We start from the raw sequence: 17,221 nt of genomic DNA on the forward strand, positions 1-17,221 counted from the left end.
GTGCTCATCGCAATCTCGACCTACTTCCGACTCGCGAGGTACCACTCCCCGCACGTGACTTCGTGCGGGTCGTCTTACGGTGTCGCCTGATCCACGTACCGGCGGAGTTCCGCGGTGTCGAGCGGCTCCCGGCCTCCCTTGACACGGAAGGCCCTGGGAAACGCCCGGCGGCGGACCGCCAGGTCCAGGCAGGCTGGGACCGGGTGCAGATAAGCACCCCGGCCGGGCAGCGTACCGCGAAGATCGGGGGTGCATTGACCACCGACCCTCACCACACGCAGTAGATCAGCCTTGTCCGACCGCACCCGGCAACCCACACAGGTGCGCTCCGGGCAGCCTCGGCCATGCGTCCGGCCAGACACTTCTCAGTCTACCTCCCTGCGCCGACCTTCCCCGCAGGGGGTGAGAGCGCGATTACCGAAACGAAGGGGGCCGCTCGGCCCGGAGGGCGGGTGCACCGCCCGGAGGCGGAGCCGCACCCACGCCCCGCGGCCCGTTCGGGCGTTCTCCCGGCCCGTTCCGTGCACGCCCCGGCGGAGCTCCCGCCCCGGCGGACACCCGCGAGGGTTCCAGGTCACTCCGCCGCGCGGGCGCCGGCGTCCGGGGCGTCGGCCTCGTCGGCGCCGGTCGGGTTGTCGGGACGGATGTCGATGCGCCAGCCGGTCAGCCGGGCGGCGAGCCGGGCGTTCTGGCCCTCCTTGCCGATGGCCAGCGAGAGCTGGTAGTCGGGCACGGTGACCCGGGCACTCCTGGCCGCAAGGTCCACGATCTCGACCTTGCTGACCCGTGCCGGCGACAGCGCGCTGGCCACCAACTCGGCCGGGTCGTCCGACCAGTCCACGATGTCGATCTTCTCGCCGTGCAGCTCCGCCATCACGTTGCGGACCCGCCCGCCCATCGGGCCGATACAGGCGCCCTTGGCGTTCAGCCCGGACCGGGTCGAGCGCACCGCCATCTTGGTGCGGTGCCCCGCCTCCCGTGCGATGGCCGAGATCTCGACGGACCCGTCGGCGATCTCCGGCACCTCCAGCGAGAAGAGCTTGCGCACCAGGTTCGGGTGGGTGCGGGAAAGCGTCACCGAGGGGCCGCGGACTCCCTTGGCGACCCGGACCACGTAGGTGCGCAGCCGGGTGCCGTGGCTGTAGTCCTCCCCCGGTACCTGCTCCTGCGGCGGCAGGATGGCCTCCAGCCTGCCGATGTCCACCAGTACGCTCTTGGGGTCCCGGCCCTGCTGCACGACCCCGGTGACGATGTCACCCTCGCGGCCGGCGTACTCGCCGAGGGTGATCTCCTCCTCGGCGTCGCGCAGCCGCTGGAGGATGACCTGCTTGGCCGTGGTCGAGGCGATCCGGCCGAAACCGGAAGGCGTGTCGTCGAACTCCCTGGGCTCCTGGCCCTCCGCCAACTCGCCTCCGGCGCCCGCGTCCTCCTTGGCCCAGACCGTCACGTGCCCGGTCTCCCGGTCCAGCGCGACGCGCGCCTGTCGGCGGCTGCCCTCGGTCCGGTGGTAGGCGATGAGGAGGGCCGACTCGATCGCCTCGACCAGCAGACCGAAGGAGATCTCCTTCTCCCTGACCAGACCCCGCAGAGCGCTCATGTCGATGTCCACGCCTACGCCTCCTCTTCCCGCTCGGTGTTCTCGTCCTGCGCAGCGTGCCCGTCCCGGTCCCGGGGCTTGAACTCCAGCTCGACGCGGGCCTTGGCGATCTCCTCGAAGGCCAGTCGCCGGGAGGTGGGCCTGCGGCCCTTGACCCCGGGCACCTCGACGTCCAGTCCGCTCTCGTCGACGCCGTTGATCCGCGCGGTGAGTTCGCCGCCCTCGTGCAACTGCGCCCGTACCAGGCGCCCCAGGGCGCGGCGGTAGTGGCGGCGCTCGGTCAGCGGCCGGTCGGCGCCAGGCGAGGTGACCTCCAGCACGTACGGCAGGCCGCCCATCACGTCGCTCCCGTCCAACTCGGCGGAGAGGATGCGGCTGAGCTCCGCACAGGTGTCGAGCTGGACGCCCTCGTCGGAGTCCACGACGATCCGCAGGACCCGGCGCTTACCGGCGGGGGTCACCAGAAGCTCCTCCAGGTCCAGTCCCCGCTCGGAAACGAGCGGCTCGACCAGCCCGCGCAGCCTCTCGATCTGGGTGGTGCTCATCCGGATGACTCCTCGGCCGCGTGTGCTGTTGTAGGGGACTGGGGCGGAAGACAGCATGTCTCAGGGGTGTCCGGCAAAGCCTAGCGCCTGTGCGGAGCGGCGCTGACCGGACCAGCGGCAGTCCGGGGCTCCCGGGGCCGCACGGGTGCCTCGCCCGGCGTGCCGGGGACGGCCCACGGGTACCCGCTCCGCTGCCAGGTAGTCTCACCAAATGGTGATCACTTGTTCCGACACCGCCCTCACCTGCTGATCCTTACTCCGTGGAGTGATCTGTGCCACTCAACCCGCGCAGGCGAAGCCTGCTGGCAGCTTCGGTGGGCGCCGCGGCGCTGCTCACCGGCTGCTCCGGGGGCGACCCCGGGGCTGCGGGCAGCCGGTCGGCGCGGGAGGCCGCCGTCCGCGCGCTCGCCCAGCGGACGGCACGGGAGAGCTCAGGCCTGCTGGCCCGCTACGACGCCGTGGTCGCGGCGCACCCCGCGCTGGACGAACCGCTGCTGCCGCTCCGCCGGAACGTGTCCGCCCACCGCGACGCGGTCGGCGGGACCGTCGCGAGCCCCGGCACGGGATCCGCGGCGCCCTCCGGCGCCACCGCGTCCCCGGAGGCCGTCACCAGCCCGGCCGAGGGCCTGGCGCCGGGTGTCGGCCACACGCCGAAGGAAGCGCTGGCGGAACTGGCCGCCGCCGAGCGGGGCCTCGCGGACGCACGCACCGCCGCACTCGTCGACGCGCCGCCCGAGGCGGCCCGGCTGCTGGCTTCGCTGGCCGCGGCCGGCAGCGTCCACTCCTACCTGCTCACCGAACTCACGACCGAGGAGTCCTGACGATGGCGGAGTCGACCGGAGGCCCGGAGCGGAGCGCGCTGGACGCGGCCCGGGCGGCACTCGGCGCGGAGCACGCCGCGGTGTACGGGTACGGGGTGGTCGGCGGCCGGATCGGCGAGGAGCGCCGGGCCGAGGCCCGGGAGGCCCACGACGCGCACCGCGCCCGGCGGGACGCGCTGCGACAGACGGTGCGCGACCTCGGCGGTGAGCCGCCGGCGGCGCCCGCCGGGTACCGGCTGCCGTTCGAGGTGGCGAACAGCGCCGCGGCGGTCCGGCTGGCGGTCGAGCTGGAGGAACGCGTCGCGGGCGTGTACGCCGACCTGGTGCGGGCCGCCTCCGGTGACCGGCGCCGGGAGGCCGCCGCCGCGCTGCGGGAGGCCGCGGTGCGGTCCGCGCGCTGGCGCGGGACGGGCGTAGCCTTCCCTGGGCTCGCCGAACGCGGCCCGGAGGCGCGGTAGCCGCGCTGCCCCGGCCCGTGCCGCTCCCGCTGGCCGGTGGCGGGCACGGGTCCGGGCACTCCGGTCCGCCCCGGGGGCTCCCCGACCGACGAAAGGCAGCCCGCAGGAATGGTCTCCGCCCCGCACTTCGAAACCCCGCAGCGACTGGTGCGCGCCCGGGGCGCGGACGACCCCTGGCTGACGGAACTCCCCTTGCTGGTCGCGCGGATGGTCTCCGCGTGGGACCTCACCGTCGAGCGGACCGCGGTCCCCGGGGGCCGGAACAGCGCGGTGCTGCTGGCCCGACGGGAGGACGGCACCCCCGTCGCCCTGAAACTGCGGCCCGGCGGCGGGCCCGAGGCCGCCGCCGAGGCCGCCGCGCTGACCGCCTGGGACGGGCTGGGCGCCGTGCGGCTGCTGGGCGCGGCACCGGAGACGGGCGCGCTGCTGCTGGAGCGGCTGCACGGCGAGGTGTCGCTGCGTTCGCTGTCCGAGCCGAAGGCGACCCTGGAGGCCGTCTCCGCGCTACGCCGGTTGTGGGTCCCCCCGGGCGCGCACCGGTTCACCACGGTGGCCGAGCACACCGGACGGGCCGCGCGAATGCTGCGCGAGGACGCTCCGGAGGCGGTCCGTCCGCTGGTGGACGAGGCGCTGGCGGACCGCGCCGAGCTGCTGGCGGACGAGCACCCGCAGGTGCTGCTGCACGGCGAGTTCCGCCAGGGGGCGGTGCTCTCCTCCGGCCCGGGGGCCGGGCCGGAGGACAAGCGGACGCCCTGGCTGGCCGTGGGGCCGGACCCGCTGGTCGGCGACCCCTCGTTCGACCTGGCCCGGTCGGCACGGGACCGGCTGCACGACCTGGTCGCCTCGCCCGGTGCCCCGGCTGCGGCCCGGCGCCGGGTCGCCAAGCTCGCGGACGCGCTGGACGTCGATCCGGAGCGGCTGCGCCGCTGGTCACGGTTCCGCGCCGTGGAATCGGGGGTGCGGCACCTGCGGTCCGGCGAGCACGAGGACGGCGAGATCCTGCTGGAGTTCGCCGGCTGGCTGTAGCCCCGGCGGCACGGGCGCACACGGCGGCTCGATACGGACCGGGTGCGGGACCGCAGACGCGTGCCCCCGGGCCGGTCCGGGGGTGCGCCTGGCGCGTCAGCCGGTGAAGCGGGCCAGCGCCTCCTCGACGGGCAGTTCCTCGCGCTCGCCGCTGCGGCGGTCCTTGATCTCGACCAGCCCCTGGGCGGCACCGCGGCCGACGACCAGGATCTTCGGCACGCCGATCAGCTCGGCGTCGGTGAACTTCACCCCGGGCGAGACCCCGGCGCGGTCGTCGACGAGCACCCGCACCCCGGCGGCACCGAGCTTGTCGCCGATCTCCACGGCGAGCTCGATCTGGGCGGCCTTGCCCGCCGCGACGACGTGGACGTCGGCCGGGGCGACCTCGGCGGGCCAGCACAGCCCCTGCCCGTCAGCACTCTGCTCGGCCAGTGCCGCCACCGCGCGGGACACGCCGATGCCGTACGAGCCCATCGTGACCCGGGCGGGCTTGCCGTCCCGGCCCAGGACGTCCAGCTGGAAGGTGTCGGCGTACTTGCGGCCGAGCTGGAAGATGTGGCCGATCTCGATCGCCCGGTCGAGGTGCAGTCCGGCGCCGCAGTTCGGGCAGGGGTCGCCCGCCTCGACGACGACGGTGTCCACGTACGCGTCGACCTCGAAGTCCCGGCCGCAGACCACGTTGCGGACGTGCTTGCCGTCCTTGTTCGCGCCGGTGATCCAGGACGTGCCGGGGGCGACCCGCGGGTCGGCGAGGTAGCGGATGTTGAGGCCCTGCGGGCCGACGTAACCGCGGACGAGATCGGACCGGTCGGTGAAGTCCTCGGCGGTGGCCAGCTCGACGGCGGCCGGGGCCAGGTGCTCGCCGAGCTTGCCGAGGTCCACCTCGCGGTCGCCGGGCACTCCGACGGCGACGATCTCGCCGTCCACCTTCACCAGGAGGTTCTTCAGAGTGGCGGAGGCGGGGACGCCGAGGTGCGCGGCCAGCGTCTCGATGGTCGGAGTGTCGGGGGTGTCGAGTTCCTCGACCGCCGGGTGGTGCTCGGTCGGGCCGGGCTCGACGGTGGTCCCGACGGCCTCGGTGTTGGCGGCGAAGCCGCACGCGGGGCAGTCGGCGAAGGTGTCCTCACCGGCCTCGGCGGGCGCGAGGAACTCCTCGGACGCGGAACCACCCATCGAGCCGGAGACCGCCGAGACGATGCGGTAGTCCAGGCCCAGGCGGCTGAAGATGCGGGTGTACGCCTCGCGGTGGAGGGCGTACGACCCGGCGAGACCCTCGTCGGTCACGTCGAAGGAGTAGGAGTCCTTCATCTGGAACTCGCGTCCGCGCAGGATGCCGGACCGGGGGCGGGCCTCGTCGCGGTACTTGGTCTGGATCTGGTAGATCATCACCGGCAGGTCCTTGTACGACGTGCACTGGTCCTTGACCAGCAGGGTGAAGATCTCCTCGTGCGTGGGTCCGAGCAGGTACTCGGCGCCCTTGCGGTCCCGGAGCCGGAAGAGCAGGTCGCCGTACTCCTCGTAGCGGCCGGAGGCCTCGTAGGGCTCCTTGGGCAGCAGCGCCGGCAGCAGGACCTCCTGGGCACCGATGGCGTCCATCTCCTCGCGGACGATCCGCGAGACGTTCTCCAGCACCTGCTTGCCGAGCGGCAGCCAGCTCCAGACACCCGCCGCGGTGCGCCGGACGTAGCCGGCGCGGACCAGCAGTTTGTGGCTGAGCGTCTCGGCGTCGGCCGGGTCGTCGCGCAGCGTCTTGAGCATCGAGCGGGACAGGCGCTGGACTCGGGCTGCCATGGTGGTTCTCCTGGTTGCGGACCGTAACGGTGGAAAAGAGAAAGCCTATGCCGTCGGGCGGCGCAGCGGCAGCGGCGCCCCCATCACGGCGTAGGGGCTGGGCGCGCTGGGGAAGAGCACCCCGCGCGCCAGGTCGGCGTAGCCGAGGCCGGCGTAGAGCCGCCGGGCGGGACTCTCGGTGTCCACCGCGGACAGCAGCGACCGCGGGCGGTCGGTGCCGGCGGTGAGCGTGGTGATCAGCCGGCGGCCGATGCCGCGCCGGTGGAACGCCGGGTGGACGTGCAGTTCGGTGATGACGAAGGAGTCGCGGAGCCAGTCCTCGTGGCCCTCCCGGCGCAGGCACGGTGCGACGACGGTCGACCACCAGTGCGCGGGATCGCTGGGCAGTCCGTAGCCGAAGCCGACGAGACGGCCGGCCGGAGTGGTGGCGCCCAGCGCCCGGGCCCCGGGGACGGCGAGGTGGCGCAGCACCAACGGGCGACGCACCTCGATCTCGTCGTCCGTGAGTCCGAAGGCCAGGGCCTGCACGGCGAGTGCCTCGTCCACCCGGGCGGCCAGGTCCAGGGGGCCGACCACGACGTCCATCTGCATGGGCGAACCCTACTGGGCGACGGCGTCCCGCGGCACGTCACCGGTGGAGGGAGGCCGCCGGGGGCCGCGTACGGGGGAGGCCGCGTCCCGGTCCGGCGCCACTGGGGTCAGAAGAGCACGCTCATGAAGGCGCCGGTCTCGCGGAAGCCGACCCGTCGGTAGGAGGCGCGGGCAGCGGTGTTGAAGTCGTTGACGTAGAGGCTGGCCACCGGCGAGAACTCGTTGAGCGCGTAGCGCAGCACCGCGGCCATGCCACCCTCGGAGAGCCGTTCGCCGCGGCGGTCCGGGGCCACCCAGACGCCCTGGATCTGGCAGGCGCGCGCGGTCACCGCCCCGATCTCGGCCTTGAAGATCACCCGGTCGTCCTCGAAGCGGGCGAACGCACGGCCGGAACCGACGAGTTCGGCGACCCTGGCCTGGTAGACGAGTCCGCCGTCACCGGCCAGCGGCGAGATGCCCACCTCCTCGGTGAACATCGCGACGGAGGCGGGCATCACCCGCTCCAGTTCGTCCTTGCGGACCCGGCGGACCAGCGGATCGGCGGGGACGTCGGCGGCGGGCGTGCCGGTGACCATCAGCGGCTGGTTGCGGCGCACCTCGCGGGCCGGGCCCCAGTGCGGTGCGAGCAGTTCCCAGAGCTGGTCCGTCGGCCCGGCGGGGCCGACGATGGAGGAGCAGCGCCGTCCCTGCCGGCGGGCACGCTCGGCGAAGGCGTGCACCGCCTCCGGACCGGCCCCGATGAGGACCAGGTTGGCTCCGGCGTAGCAGAGTGCGCCGAGGCGGCCGTCCCGGAACCAGCCCCACATCTCGCCGCCCAGGCGCCACGGGTCGAGGCCCGAATCCTGCACCCGGGCGGTGACGAAGGCGTTGGCGACCGGGTCGCGGTGCAGGACAGCGAGCGCCTCGTCCAGATCACTTGGTCCGAGGGCCCGGGTGGTGGTCGTCGTCAGCACGTGCGGTGATGCCCTGTCGTGTCGGCCCGGAGACGGGTGGGGAGTACAGCGTTCCTTCTCCGCACCATACCGCCGAGTGCTGCCGCACACCCGGGAGGCCGGTCAGCCGACGGAGATCTCGGGTTCGCCGGACAACACGCCGTCGTCCGCCATCTGCTCGGCGATCTTCATCGCCTCCTCGATCAGCGTCTCGACGATCTTCGACTCCGGGACGGTCTTGATGACCTCGCCCTTCACGAAGATCTGCCCCTTGCCGTTGCCGGAGGCGACGCCGAGGTCGGCCTCGCGGGCCTCGCCGGGCCCGTTCACCACGCAGCCCATGACGGCGACCCGCAGCGGGACCTCCATCCCGGTCAGGCCGGCGGTGACCTCCTCGGCCAGCTTGTAGACGTCCACCTGGGCGCGGCCGCAGGACGGGCAGGAGACGATCTCCAGGCCGCGCTCGCGCAGGCCGAGCGACTCCAGGATCTGGTTGCCGACCTTGACCTCCTCCACCGGCGGGGCGGAGAGCGAGACCCGGATGGTGTCCCCGATGCCCTCGGAGAGCAGCGCGCCGAAGGCCACCGAGGACTTGATGGTGCCCTGGAAGGCCGGTCCCGCCTCCGTGACGCCGAGGTGCAACGGGTAGTCGCACTGGGCGGCCAGCTGGCGGTAGGCGTTGACCATCACGACCGGGTCGTTGTGCTTGACCGAGATCTTGATGTCGCGGAAGCCGTGCTCCTCGAAGAGCGAGCACTCCCACAGCGCCGACTCCACCAGCGCCTCGGGGGTGGCCCGGCCGTACTTGCGCAGCAGCCGCTTGTCGAGGGAGCCGGCGTTGACCCCGATCCGGATCGGGGTGCGAGCGGCGTTGGCCGCGTCCGCGATCTCCTTGACCTTGTCGTCGAACTGCTTGATGTTGCCCGGGTTGACCCGGACGGCGGCGCAGCCCGCGTCGATGGCGGCGAAGACGTACTTCGGCTGGAAGTGGATGTCCGCGATGACCGGGATCTGCGACTTGCGGGCGATCACCGCGAGCGCGTCGGCGTCGTCCTGCGTCGGGCAGGCGACCCGGACGATCTGGCAGCCGGAGGCGGTCAGCTCGGCGATCTGCTGCAGCGTGGCACCGATGTCGGACGTACGGGTGGTGGTCATCGACTGGACGGAGACCGGGGCGTCGCCGCCCACGGCCACGTTACCGACCTGGATCTGGCGGCTGACGCGCCGCTCGGCGAGCTTGATCGGTACGGACGGCATTCCCAGCGCAATGGCTGTCATCTGGCGCAACCCCATGGTGTGGTTCTCGGTCCCGAGATCAGCGGGCTCCGGCACCCGAGATTACGCCACCCGAGGGGCACCGCGGACACCCCGCCCGCTCGCCGGGGCGCGCCCGCCGCACCGCGGGTGGTGCCCGGCGGGACGACACGCCGGACACCACCTGCGGCCGAGGCGCTAACCGACCAGTTTTACGGGATTCACCACATCGGCGACGAGCACCAGCAGGGTGAAGCAGATGAACACCCCCGCGACCACGTAGGCCACCGGCATCAGCTTCGCCACGTCGAACGGCCCCGGGTCGGGCCGCCGGAAGAGCTTGGCCAGGCCGCGGCGCAGCGACTCCCACAGGGCACCGGCGATGTGGCCGCCGTCCAGCGGGAGCAGCGGGAGCATGTTGAACAGGAACAGCGAGAGGTTGAAGCCGGCCACCAGGAAGAGCATGGTCGCCACCCGCTGCGACGCCGGGATGTCCAGGGTGACGATCTCGCCGCCCACCCGGGCCGCGCCGACCACGCCGACCGGCGAGTCGTCCTTGCGCTCGCCGCCGGTGAACGCCGCGTCCCACAGGTCCGGGATCTTGGACGGCAGGGCGACGAGCGCCCGGAAGCCGTTCTCCATGATCCCGCCCATCCGGTCGACCGCCTGCGGGAAGGACTGCTGGACGACTCCGGAGGCGGGGGCGAAGCCCAGGAACCCGGCGTCGACGTACTCGCCCTCGACGTAGGCGCCGTCGCCGTCGGTCCTGAGCACCTTGTTCTGGATCGGCTCGGCGGTCAGGTCGAGACGGCGGCCGTCCCGCTCGACGGTGACCGTCACCGTCTGCGGTGCCTCGCGGATCTGCGTCTGGAGCGCGCTCCACTCCTCGATCGGCTCGCCGTCGAAGGCGACGATCCGGTCGCCGGCCCGCAGGCCCGCCGCCTTGGCGGGCGAGTCGGGCGCGCCCGCCGGGCACTTGTCGCTCGACGCGCTCGCCGGGATGACGCAGTCCGAGACGCTGGCCACGGTGGTCGTCTGGGTGTTGATGCCGAAGCTCATCAGCACGCCGAGGAAGATCACCACGGCCAGGATCAGGTTCATGAACGGGCCGGCGAACATCACGATGACGCGCTTCCACGGCCTGCGGGTGTAGAACAGCCGCTTCTCGTCGCCCGGCTGGAGCTCCTCGTAGGCGGCCGCCCTGGCGTCCTCGATCATCCCCCGGAAGGGGGAGGTGGAACGTTGACGGAGCTTGCCGTCGTCCCCGGGCGGGAACATGCCGATCATGCGGATGTAGCCGCCGAGCGGGACGCCCTTGATCCCGTACTCCGTCTCCCCCTTCTTCCGGGACCAGATCGTCGGGCCGAAGCCCACCATGTACTGCGGGACGCGGATGCCGAAGAGCTTCGCGGTGGAGAGGTGGCCGAGCTCGTGCCAGGCGATCGAGAACAGCAGGCCGAACGCGAAGACGACTATGCCGAGGATCGTCATCAGTGCCGTCATGCGCGGGCCTCCGCTGTGCCGTTCGTGGCGCCCGACGACGCCAGCTCACGGGCGCGTCTCCGCGCCCAGGTCTCTGCGTCGAGGACCGCCTCCAGGGTCACCGCGGATCCGGACGTGTCGGTGTGCTCCTCGACCACAGCGGCAACCGTATCCACGATGCCGGTGAATGGCAGCCGTCCGGTCAGGAAGGCATCCACGCACTCCTCGTTCGCCGCGTTGTAGACGGCCGGCGCGGTGCCGCCCCTGGCGCCGACCTCGCAGGCGAGCGGCACGGCAGGGAAGGCGTCCCCGTCGAGCGGGAAGAAGTCCCAGCTCATCGCCTTCCTCCAGTCGAAGACCGGGCCCGCCTGGGGCACCCTTTCGGGCCAGCCGAGCCCGAGGGCGATCGGCAGCCGCATGTCGGGGGGCCCGCACTGGGCGAGGGTCGAGCCGTCCGTGAACTCCACCATCGAGTGGATGGCCGACTGCGGGTGGACGACCACCTCGATCCGCTCGAAGGGCACGTCGTAGAGCAGGTGCGCCTCGATGACCTCCAGCCCCTTGTTCACCAGTGTCGCCGAGTTGACGGTGATGACCGGACCCATCTCCCAGGTGGGGTGGGCCAGCGCCTGCTTCGGGGTCACGTCGGCGAGCTGGGCCCGCGTGCGTCCGCGGAACGGGCCGCCGGACGCGGTGACCAGCAGCGTGCGCACCTCGTGCCGGGCCCCGCCCATCAGCGCCTGGAAGAGGGCGGAGTGCTCGGAGTCCACCGGGACGATCTGCCCGGGGGCGGCCACCGCCCGCACCAGCGGACCGCCGACGATCAGCGACTCCTTGTTGGCCAGGGCCAGTACCCGGCCGGACTCCAGGGCGGCCAGCGTGGGCCGCAGCCCGATGGAGCCGGTGATGCCGTTGAGCACGGTGTGGCACGGCGACGCCGCCAGCTCCGTCGCCGCGTCCGGACCGGCCAGCACCTCGGGGATGGGCTCCCGGACCCCGTACTGCGCGCGCAGTGCCTGGCGGAGCGCGTTGGCCCGGTCCTCCCGGGCGACGGCGACGGTGCGCACCTGGAGCCGGTGCGCCTGCCCGGCGAGCTGCTCGACCCGGCCGCCCGCGGCGGACAGCCCGGTCACCCGGAAGCGTCCGGGGTTGTTCAGCACCACGTCGACGGCCTGCGTGCCGATGGAGCCGGTGGACCCCAGAATGACGATGTCCCGGGGGCCGTCGTGGGTGCTGTCGGCCGCCGGGAAGGTGGTATGCGGGTCAGCGAGGGAGTCGGTCATGGGTCCATTGTTGCCCGTCCGGTCGCGGCTCCGGCGCGGGGTGCCCCGGTGCGCCGTCCGCCCGCCTCCCGCACGCCCGCCGCCCGTCCGGCACCGGACGGGCGGCGGGGAAGCGGGTCAGGGGACGGGACGGTGCAGGTTCTCGCTCCGGGACGGGCCCGGCGGCGCCTCGGCGATCCACGGTCCCTCGCCGGACGGGTCGACGACGCCCTCCTCCAGCCAGGTGTAGGCACCCTCCAGGATGCCGCGGACCACCTTCCGGTCGAGGTCGTCGGTGTTCCGCCACAGGCGCCCGAACAGCTCGTCCACGCGGAGCTGCGCCTGCCGGCAGTACGCGTCGGCCAACTGGCGCGCGGCGCGCCCGTGCGCGCCCTCCCGGCTCAGTTTCTCCGCCCGGACGCAGGCCGCGCTCATCGCGAACAGCTCGGCGCCGATGTCCACGATCCGGCCGAGGAAGCCCTGCTTCGTCTCCATCTTCCCCTGCCAGCGCGACATCGCGTAGAAGGTCGCCCTTGCCAGCTTCCTGGCGTGCCGCTCGACGTACCGCAGGTGCGGCGCCAACTGGGCGAAGTCCCCGTAGCCGTGGGGGAGCTGCCCCGTCCCGGCGACGAGTTTCGGCAGCCAGCGGGCGTAGAAGCCGCCGGCCCTCACCCCGGCCCTGGCCTTGTCCGGCAGCGCCTTCTCCGGGTCGATCAGATCCCCGGCGACGGAGAGGTGCGCGTCCACCGCCTCCCGGGCGATCAGCAGGTGCATGATCTCCGTCGACCCCTCGAAGACCCGGTTGATCCGCAGGTCGCGCAGCATCTGCTCGACGGGGACGCCGCGTTCGCCGCGGGCCGCGAGCGACTCGGCGGTCTCGAAGCCCCGGCCTCCGCGGATCTGGACCAGTTCGTCGGCGATCAGCCAGGCCATCTCGGAACCGTGCAGCTTGGCCAGCGCCGCCTCGATGCGGATGTCGTTGCGCTCCTCGTCCGCCATCTGCGAGGAGAGGTCCAGCACGGCCTCCATCGCGAACGTGGTCGCGGCGATGAAAGACATCTTCGCGCCGACGGCCTCGTGCTCCGCCACCGGACGCCCCCACTGCACCCGTTCGCCGCCCCACTCCCTGGCGATCTTCAGGCACCACTTCCCGGCGCCGACGCAGAGCGCGGGCAGCGAGAGCCGGCCGGTGTTCAGCGTGGTCAGGGCGATCTTCAGTCCGGCACCCTCCGGGCCGATCCGGTCGGCCGCGGGTACCCGGACCCGGTGGAAGCGGGTGACCCCGTTCTCGATGCCGCGCAGTCCCATGAAGGCGTTCCGGTTCTCCACCGTGACGCCCTCCGAGTCCGCCTCGACGACGAAGGCGCTCACCCCGCCCGGGTGCCCCTCGGAGCGCGGTACCCGGGCCATCACCACGAGGAGGTCCGCGACCACGCCGTTGGTGGTCCACAGTTTGACGCCATCGAGCAGGTAGTCGTCCCCGTCCGGTTCGGCGGTGGTGGCCAGCCGCGCCGGGTCGGAGCCGACGTCCGGCTCGGTGAGCAGGAAGGCGGAGATGTCGTGGCGCGCGCAGCGCGGCAGGTACCGGTCCTTCTGCTCCTGCGTCCCGAACGCCTTCACCGGCTGGGGCACGCCGATCGACTGGTGGGCGGAGAGCAGGGCTCCGACGGCCGGACTCGCCGAGCCGACCAGTGCCAGGGCGCGGTTGTAGTAGAGCTGGCCGAGGCCGAGGCCGCCGTACCGGGTGCCGATCTTCATCCCCAGCGCGCCCAGCTCGCGCAGTCCGGTGACGACCTCGTCGGGAATCCGGGCCTCCCGCTCGATCCGCGCGCCGTCGATCCGCTTCTCGCAGAACTCCCGGAGCCGGACCAGGAACTCCTCGCCCCGGCGCACGTCCTCCGGTTCGGGCTCCGGATGGGGGTGGATCAGGTCGAGTCGGAAGTCACCGAGGAACAGTTCCTTCGCGAAGCTGGGCTTCCGCCAGTCCTGCTCGCGTGCCGCCTCCGCCACGTCCCGCGCCTCGCGCTCGGAGACCTGGGGCGCGCCGCGGGCGGAGTCGCCGGATCCGTCGGGTGCCGCGGACATGGTGCTCACCTCGCCGCTCGTCGTCGGGTTCGGTCCTCCCGGCCGGAGCTACCGACCGGTACCACTCGTCCGTGGGTACCCGTTCTGCCCGATCCATGCCGCCCGGCGCCCGGACCGGTACCCGTACGGGTGCGGACCGGGGCGGGAAACGGACGGGCCGGGCTCCGGACGGGTGCGGCCGAGTCCGGACGGCGGCGGACCGGGGCGGCGGGCGGCGGGGAGCGTCAGCGGGGCAGCCGGATCGGCTCCTGCGGCGGCCCGTGGTCCAGCAGTGCGGCGAGCCGCTCCGCCAGGTCGGGCGGTGCCAGATGCTCGGCGGTCCGGGCGAGCGCGGCCCGGCTCCACCAGCGGTGGGCCGTGACGGTGCGCCGCTCCTCCTCGGTGAAGCCGGAGGTGTCGACGGCGGTGCACTCCGTCCTGGCGAGATAGTACCGCTCCCGGAACAGGTGGGGGGCGCCCCGCCAGGGCACGATCCGGTCCCGCCGCCACACCTCCGGGCCGAGCACGGCGCCGGTCAGCCCGGTCTCCTCCCGCAGCTCCCGCAGAGCCGTCTCCTCCGGCGCCTCTCCGGGCTCCGTGCCGCCGCCCACCGAGAACCAGAAGGGTTCCCCGGTGGTCTCGCGGTGACCGCGGAAGAGCAGCACGCGCTCGTCCGGGTCGAGCAGCAGCACCCGGACCGTGGGTCGGTCCCGCGGCGCCGGGGCACGGGGAGTGGTCGGGGCGGCCGGACGGAGGCGTTCGGGGGCGCGGTCGGGATCCACCGGACGAGGGTACGCCCCCCGGGACGCCGCGGCGGCACTCCTTCCCGGCCCGCGGGCGGGGGAACACGGGCCGTGGGCAAGGGCGGACGGGCCGCGCGTGACGGGCGCGGCGCGCGGGTCGCTCAGGTGTCGAAGCGGTGGCGGGCTTCCTCGATGCTGCCGATGTACCGGTGGGTCCATCCGCACATGCCGTCGACGACGGCCCGGAGAGCGCGGCCCGGTTCGGTCAGCGCGTACTCGACCCGCGGCGGCACGGTGGGGTGCACCGTCCGCTCGACCAGGCCGTTGCGCTCCAGCATCCGCAGGTTCTGGGTGAGCATCTTGTGGCTGATCCCCGCCACCTCGTCCCGCAGCACGCTGAAGCGCACGGTGCGGTCGCCGATGGACTCGACGAGCAGGAACGCCCACTTGTTGGCGAGGTCCGAGAAGATCTCCCGGGCCAGGGAGTCCGCGCGCATCAGATCCGCCTCGTCCTGCGAGCCGTCGACCTGCTTGGTCACCATGAGGTTCCCCAGTCACTGAAAAGTGCGTTCTTCCATGTCAGCGCACACTCTCCTACGGTTCTCCAGTAACCACAAGTGACCACGAGCGCTCCGGCGGGGGACGCGAACCCCTGGTTCCGACCCGCGCGCGAGCTCTCCCAGCAAGGAGCCGGCATGCCCATCACCCTGGTGAACCCCGACGGACTGGCGAAGACCGACCTCTACCGGCAGGTGTCGGTCGCCACCGGATCGAGGCTGGTCTTCCTCGCCGGGCAGGTCGCCACCGACGCGGAGGGGAACACGGTCGGGCCGGGCGACCTCGCCGCCCAGATCGAGCAGTGCTACCTCAACGTCGGCACCGCCCTGGCCGCCGTCGGCGCGTCCTTCGACGACGTGGCGAAACTGAACGTCCACCTCACCGACTGGACGCCGGACAAGATGCCCCTGTGCCAGGAGGGGATCGCCCGCGCGGCGGCGAAGCTGGGGACCACCGCGCTCCCGCCGCTCACCGGTCTGGGCGCCGCAGCCCTGGCCTCGCCCGACTACCTGGTCGAGGTGGAGGCCGTCGCCGTCCTCGACTGAGCGGGAGCGTCTCCGCCCCGGGTACCCGGGGCGGAGACGCTCCCGCTCAGAGCTCCAGGTCCGTCAGAGCTCCAGGCCGGTCAGGACCATCACCCGCTCGTAGGTGTAGTCCTCCATCGCGTACCGGACGCCCTCACGGCCGACGCCGGACTGCTTGACACCGCCGTACGGCATCTGGTCAGCGCGGTAGGACGGCACGTCGCCGACGACCACGCCGCCGACCTCCAGCGCCCGGTGGGCCCGGAAGGCGGCCTGGACGTCGTGGGTGAACAGGCCCGCCTGGAGCCCGTACTGCGAGTCGTTGGCAGCGGCGAGCGCGGCCTCCTCGCCCTCGACCCGGACGAAGGACACCACCGGACCGAAGACCTCCTCGCAGCCCAGCCTGGTGTCGGCGGGGACGTTCTCCAGCACGGTCGGGGCGTAGGTCGCGCCGTCGCGCTTGCCACCGGTGCACAGCGTCGCCCCCGCCGTGACCGCCTCGTCGACCCAGGTCTCGACCCGCCGGGCGGCGTCCTCGCTCACCAGCGGGCCGACGTCGGTGGTGTCGAGGGCCGGGTCCCCGGTGTTCAGCGCCTCGACGGCGGCGACCACCTTCGGCAGCAGCCGGTCGTAGACGGTGGTGTCGGCGATCACCCGCTGGACCGAGATGCAGGACTGGCCGCCCTGGTAGTTGGAGAAGGTGGCGATGCGCTGGGCCGCCCAGTCGAGGTCGGCCCCGGAGGCGTAGTCGGCGAGCACCACGGCCGCGCCGTTGCCGCCCAGCTCCAGCGTGACCCGCTTGCGGGGCACCGAGTCGAGGATCGACCAGCCGACCGGGGCCGAGCCCGTGAAGGAGATGATCGGCAGCCGCTCGTCCTGGACGAGGGCGGGCATCCGGTCGTTCGCGACCGGCAGCACCGACCAGGCTCCGTCCGGCAGGTCCGTCTCGGCGAGCAGTTCACCGAGCAGCAACGCGGAGAGCGGAGTGGCCGGGGCCGGCTTGAGGATGATCGGGGTGCCGGCGGCCAGCGCCGGGGCGACCTTGTGGGCGCACAGGTTGAGCGGGAAGTTGAACGGCGCGATCCCGAGGACGGGCCCGATCGGGAAGCGGCGGATCAGCGCGAGGCGACCGGCGCCGCCCGCGTCGGAGTCGAGCCGCTGGACCTCGCCCCCGTTGAAGCGGCGCGCCTCGTCGGCGGCCCAGCGGAAGACCGAGACGCAGCGTCCGACCTCGCCGCGGGCCCACTTCATCGGCTTGCCGTTCTCCGCGGAGATGAGCGCGGCGATCTCCTCGGTGCGTTCTCCCAGGCGGCGCACCACGTGGTCCAGCGCCGCGGCCCGGACGTGCGCCGGTGTGGCGGCGAACGCGTCGGCCACCGCCGCCGCGGCGGCCACCGCCTCCTCCACCTGCTCGTCGGTCGGCACGGCGGCACGGCCGACGATCCGGCCGTCCCAGGGTGAGGAGACGTCGAGGGTGTCGTCGCCGGTTGCCGCGCGGCCGGCGAGCCAGAACGAGGACGCGGGGGTCGACGAAGACGCTGCAGTCGGTGAGGTCACTGCGGGTACCGGCCTT

At 73.0% G+C, this 17,221-nt stretch carries 17 protein-coding genes; 4 read left to right on the forward strand and 13 right to left on the reverse strand.

Features of this window, described 5'->3' with window-relative positions:
• Positions 1-74: 74 nt before the first annotated feature.
• The 3 genes from H300_RS29715 to rimP all read right to left on the reverse strand — a co-directional run bounded on the left by H300_RS29715 (position 75) and on the right by rimP (position 2,142).
• Complete coding sequence (locus H300_RS29715; protein WP_078515663.1) at positions 75-362, reverse strand: YlxR family protein; 288 nt, start codon at positions 360-362, stop codon at positions 75-77.
• Positions 363-574: 212 nt separating this feature from the next.
• Positions 575-1,609 (reverse strand): transcription termination factor NusA, encoded by a 1,035-nt coding sequence (gene nusA / locus H300_RS24585; RefSeq protein WP_037978928.1) that lies wholly within the window; start codon positions 1,607-1,609, stop codon positions 575-577.
• Positions 1,610-1,611: 2 nt separating this feature from the next.
• Positions 1,612-2,142: a ribosome maturation factor RimP gene (rimP, locus tag H300_RS0102235; RefSeq protein WP_028426106.1), complete on the reverse strand. Its 531-nt coding sequence runs from the start codon at positions 2,140-2,142 to the stop codon at positions 1,612-1,614.
• 272 nt (positions 2,143-2,414) lie between these two features.
• Between rimP and H300_RS0102240 the strand changes: the two genes are divergently transcribed.
• The 3 genes from H300_RS0102240 to H300_RS0102250 all read left to right on the forward strand — a co-directional run bounded on the left by H300_RS0102240 (position 2,415) and on the right by H300_RS0102250 (position 4,447).
• Positions 2,415-2,963 (forward strand): hypothetical protein, encoded by a 549-nt coding sequence (locus H300_RS0102240; RefSeq protein WP_028426107.1) that lies wholly within the window; start codon positions 2,415-2,417, stop codon positions 2,961-2,963.
• 2 nt (positions 2,964-2,965) lie between these two features.
• Positions 2,966-3,421: a ferritin-like domain-containing protein gene (locus H300_RS0102245; protein ID WP_028426108.1), complete on the forward strand. Its 456-nt coding sequence runs from the start codon at positions 2,966-2,968 to the stop codon at positions 3,419-3,421.
• Between the two features lie 108 nt (positions 3,422-3,529).
• A complete protein-coding gene (locus H300_RS0102250; protein WP_028426109.1) occupies positions 3,530-4,447 on the forward strand; it encodes an aminoglycoside phosphotransferase family protein in 918 nt (305 codons plus the stop codon).
• 96 nt (positions 4,448-4,543) lie between these two features.
• On the opposite strand, the gene H300_RS0102255 is transcribed toward H300_RS0102250, so the two are convergent.
• From H300_RS0102255 to H300_RS0102295, 9 genes are all read right to left on the reverse strand, one after another.
• Complete coding sequence (locus H300_RS0102255) at positions 4,544-6,238, reverse strand: proline--tRNA ligase (protein WP_028426110.1); 1,695 nt, start codon at positions 6,236-6,238, stop codon at positions 4,544-4,546.
• Positions 6,239-6,283: 45 nt separating this feature from the next.
• Positions 6,284-6,829 carry a GNAT family N-acetyltransferase gene (locus H300_RS0102260; RefSeq protein ID WP_028426111.1) on the reverse strand — a complete coding sequence of 182 codons (546 nt, stop codon included), beginning with the start codon at positions 6,827-6,829 and terminating at the stop codon, positions 6,284-6,286.
• A gap of 107 nt (positions 6,830-6,936) precedes the next feature.
• Complete coding sequence (locus H300_RS0102265; RefSeq protein WP_028426112.1) at positions 6,937-7,782, reverse strand: GNAT family N-acetyltransferase; 846 nt, start codon at positions 7,780-7,782, stop codon at positions 6,937-6,939.
• 102 nt (positions 7,783-7,884) lie between these two features.
• Positions 7,885-9,039 (reverse strand): flavodoxin-dependent (E)-4-hydroxy-3-methylbut-2-enyl-diphosphate synthase, encoded by a 1,155-nt coding sequence (gene ispG / locus H300_RS0102270; protein ID WP_028426113.1) that lies wholly within the window; start codon positions 9,037-9,039, stop codon positions 7,885-7,887.
• Positions 9,040-9,213: 174 nt separating this feature from the next.
• On the reverse strand, positions 9,214-10,518 hold the full coding sequence (locus tag H300_RS0102275; RefSeq protein WP_028426114.1) for a site-2 protease family protein: 1,305 nt from the start codon (positions 10,516-10,518) through the stop codon (positions 9,214-9,216).
• Entirely contained in the window at positions 10,515-11,780 is a 1,266-nt protein-coding gene (dxr, locus tag H300_RS0102280) for a 1-deoxy-D-xylulose-5-phosphate reductoisomerase (RefSeq protein ID WP_028426115.1), read from the reverse strand. Before dxr ends, H300_RS0102275 begins: the two co-directional genes overlap by 4 nt.
• 117 nt (positions 11,781-11,897) lie before the next feature.
• A complete protein-coding gene (locus H300_RS0102285) occupies positions 11,898-13,844 on the reverse strand; it encodes an acyl-CoA dehydrogenase family protein (RefSeq protein WP_028426116.1) in 1,947 nt (648 codons plus the stop codon).
• 224 nt (positions 13,845-14,068) lie between these two features.
• Positions 14,069-14,605: an NUDIX domain-containing protein gene (locus H300_RS29720; protein WP_106966647.1), complete on the reverse strand. Its 537-nt coding sequence runs from the start codon at positions 14,603-14,605 to the stop codon at positions 14,069-14,071.
• 122 nt (positions 14,606-14,727) lie between these two features.
• Positions 14,728-15,108: a winged helix-turn-helix transcriptional regulator gene (locus H300_RS0102295; protein WP_028426118.1), complete on the reverse strand. Its 381-nt coding sequence runs from the start codon at positions 15,106-15,108 to the stop codon at positions 14,728-14,730.
• Between the two features lie 153 nt (positions 15,109-15,261).
• Between H300_RS0102295 and H300_RS0102300 the strand changes: the two genes are divergently transcribed.
• The gene (locus H300_RS0102300) at positions 15,262-15,669 is read left to right on the forward strand and encodes a RidA family protein (protein ID WP_028426119.1); all 408 of its coding nucleotides are present in this window, start codon (positions 15,262-15,264) and stop codon (positions 15,667-15,669) included.
• Between the two features lie 63 nt (positions 15,670-15,732).
• On the opposite strand, the gene H300_RS0102305 is transcribed toward H300_RS0102300, so the two are convergent.
• Positions 15,733-17,205 (reverse strand): aldehyde dehydrogenase family protein, encoded by a 1,473-nt coding sequence (locus tag H300_RS0102305; protein ID WP_028426120.1) that lies wholly within the window; start codon positions 17,203-17,205, stop codon positions 15,733-15,735.
• Positions 17,206-17,221: the final 16 nt, after the last annotated feature.

This window comes from Streptomyces sp. TAA040, assembly GCF_000424845.1.